This is a genomic window from Saccharothrix coeruleofusca, assembly GCF_014648515.1.
GTDB lineage: Bacteria > Actinomycetota > Actinomycetes > Mycobacteriales > Pseudonocardiaceae > Actinosynnema > Actinosynnema coeruleofuscum.
Genome location: NZ_BMRG01000029.1, coordinates 1 through 1,677 on the forward strand (window position 1 = coordinate 1; position 1,677 = coordinate 1,677).

The following is a 1,677-nucleotide window of genomic DNA, read 5'->3' on the forward strand; positions in this document are numbered from 1 at the left end:
GGTGACCAGCGCGAGTGCCGCGCAGGCGGCGGTCAGGTAGAGGCCGAGCAGAGCGCTGAAGGCCGTCCAGGTGTCCATGTGTGACCTCCTGCCAGCGGAGCACGGTTGCTATACGAAGGTCCCGTTTAGTAACCGAGCTCGCAATTACACGTTCAGGTGGTGGCGTTATGACTGTCGGTGCTGCGTAAGGTGCTGATCGTGACGAACTCGGCTGGCTCGCCGCGCACCCGTGCGCTCGCGGCCGCACTGCGCCGCGTGATCACCGCATCCGGGGTGACCGTGCGCGACTTGGGCGCAAGAGTCGGCGTCTCGCACGGGACGATCAGCTTGTGGTCAAACGGAAAGCTCGTGCCCAAGCGGCATCAGGTCGAGAAGCTGCTGACCGCGCTGGGCGTGACCGGTGCCGAGCGCGAGCGGATCGAGGAGTTGGCCAAGCACGCGCACGAACCGGACTGGTTGGCCAGCGGGATACCGGGCATGACCGAGCAACTCGCGGTGCTACTGGACTGTGAGCGCATCGCCGAGCACGTCACCGAGTGGTCTTCGGACCTGATCCCCGGTCTGCTGCAAACAGGGGACTACGCGCGGACCATCCTCAGCGACGGCATCGAGCCGCCGGAGGTCGAAGCGAAGGTGGCGTTGAGGGTGAGCCGTCGTGAGGCGCTGACCCGCGCGGAGCGACCGCTGCACCTGACCGCGCTGGTAGGGGAAGCCGCCGTCCGCTACTGCATCGGATCGCCGACCGTGCGCAACCACCAGTTGCGGCACTTGGTGAAGATGACCGAGTTGGAGACCGTGACCATCCAGGTCGTGCCTTTCAGCTACGAGTGGCACCCCGGACGAGTCGGGCCGTTCATCCTCTTCGAGTTCACCGATGACCCGGCGATCGTGCACCTCGAACACCACCGTTCTGGTGTCTTCCTCTACAACGAGGGAGACGTAGCGGAATACCGGGTTCTCGCGGGACGACTCCGCGAGCGGGCGATGAGCCCAGAGGACAGCGTCAAGTTCATCGCCGAGCACATCGAGTAGGGAGTGGTTATGGAGCAGCCCCGCTGGAAGAAGTCGTCCCGCTCCGGGCAGGAGTCGAGCTGCGTCGAACTGGGCCACACGCGGGACGTGGTGCGTGACTCGAAGAACCCGAGCGGTCCCGTGCTGCGGTTCGGGCAGGCCGGACTTGCGGTGTTCCTGGATGAGGTGCGCACCGGCCGGTTCGACGGCTGATCCTTCGGAGGCCGCGTCCACTGTGGACGCGGCCTCCGCTGCGACTCGACGCAGGTCCCATCGCGTCGATTTGGCCGGTGGCGGCGGCGGTCCCCCTGACCACCGCGCCAGCGGTTGGGTGTGGGTCGGGCGGAGCGCTGAAGTCCGACCAAGTGTCCATGAGTGACCTTCCGCTGGTCGACTGAAGTGTGTTCCAAGCTAAACCCCAGAAGACAGGTTTTCTACAACCGCGAAGTCCCACGATCGGGTAGATCATGTGCGGTCCTGCGGTGATGCAGACTTGGCCGCGCATACCGAGGAGAGCAGGAGTGATGGCGGAGCAGCGGAACGCGACCCTCTACAAGGCGGAGCTGGGGGAGGAGCTGCGGCGACTCCGCGAAGCGGCCGAGCTGAACCGCGATGATGCCGCCAGGGCACTCGGCTGCTCGGACAAGAAGATCTACACCATTGAGA

General features: G+C 65.4%; 3 protein-coding genes. All 3 read left to right on the top strand.

Annotated elements, in window-relative coordinates; all coding sequences use genetic code 11:
* Positions 1 to 189: 189 nt before the first annotated feature.
* Positions 190 to 1,032 (top strand): helix-turn-helix domain-containing protein, encoded by an 843-nt coding sequence (locus tag IEZ00_RS34435; RefSeq protein WP_189227540.1) that lies wholly within the window; start codon positions 190 to 192, stop codon positions 1,030 to 1,032.
* Positions 1,033 to 1,041: 9 nt separating this feature from the next.
* Positions 1,042 to 1,224: a DUF397 domain-containing protein gene (locus tag IEZ00_RS34440; RefSeq protein WP_189227541.1), complete on the top strand. Its 183-nt coding sequence runs from the start codon at positions 1,042 to 1,044 to the stop codon at positions 1,222 to 1,224.
* A gap of 311 nt (positions 1,225 to 1,535) precedes the next feature.
* A partial coding sequence (locus tag IEZ00_RS38255; RefSeq protein WP_189227542.1) for a helix-turn-helix domain-containing protein occupies positions 1,536 to 1,677 on the top strand: 142 nt, incomplete at its 3' end.

Bases quoted from the DNA above. Each gene is read 5' to 3' on its own strand.
- IEZ00_RS34440 (WP_189227541.1), top strand. From the start codon at position 1,042: ATGGAGCAGCCCCGCTGGAAGAAGTCGTCCCGCTCCGGGCAGGAGTCG.